Origin of the sequence: Cytobacillus sp. IB215316, assembly GCF_033963865.1 — a bacterium.
GTDB lineage: Bacteria > Bacillota > Bacilli > Bacillales > SM2101 > Nanhaiella > Nanhaiella sioensis.
On the sequence record NZ_JAXBMC010000061.1, the window covers coordinates 1 to 939 of the forward strand.

Annotated in this window: 1 protein-coding gene; it reads right to left on the reverse strand. The window is 34.3% G+C overall.

Going from position 1 to position 939, the window contains the following annotated elements; translation table 11 throughout:
• Window positions 1-122 precede the first annotated feature (122 nt).
• A partial coding sequence (locus SLH48_RS22385; protein ID WP_320259923.1) for an S-layer homology domain-containing protein occupies window positions 123-939 on the reverse strand: 817 nt, incomplete at its 5' end.

Consider the following 939-nt stretch of genomic DNA (forward strand, 5'->3'; position numbering starts at 1 on the left):
GTTTCCTTAATAGGTAATTATCCTTAAGGTATTACAGATAGCCTTTACTAAATTCTTGCGCCATATTGTTGAATAAGAAAGTTTGATAATGATAGACAAAGGGAGCCGCAGCCCGCTAGTGTCTATTGTTTTACTTCCTCATAAGATGTAATCGGGAAAATTTCCTCAAATACCCAATCAGGAGTCTCCCAAGAAACAGTATTTATTCTTGGGAAATGCACCTGCACATCCACATCCCGTTTATACCACTTGTTTATCACTAATCCTTCTGGGAGATTAGTTCCTGAAGTATAACGAAGATACTTTGTACCTCTTATTCTTTCACCAGTTTGAAACCCTTTCTGAACAGCATGATACATTGAGATATCAGTAACAAAAATACTCTCTGAGATTACTTTGTTACTTTTAGTTTCCCGAACAAACTCATCAAACAATTCAGGCAATTGATCTCTTGAATAACTAACATCATTGTATGTTTGACCTGACCTATAGTAATATTTAATATCACTTATCCAATTTTCTCCTATGTTATTATAATTCCGATTAAAGTAAACATTCATATACCCTATAGCAACGTTTAATCGTCTCTCAGTAATTTGGTCTGTTAAATCTTGATATTTGTTAGGATAACGTAAAAATTGATTGACTTCAGCTAAAGAATCAAAAATTTCATGATCCACAGGATAATCACTCAATCTTTCCAAGTCTGCTTCTTTATCAATCCAAGACTCCAACTCTTCTTTAGAATAATCATGAATTGATTTTTCGCCTTTAAAAGTTTCTAACAAATTATTTAAATCTGGTAATTTATCTTTAGCATCTAGATAACGAGTAAGCATGACTGACGCTTGAGCTCTTGTTGCTAGACCATCAGCATCAAAAGTTCCATCCGAACGACCACTCACTATACCAGAACCATTCGCTAATGCTACGTATGGT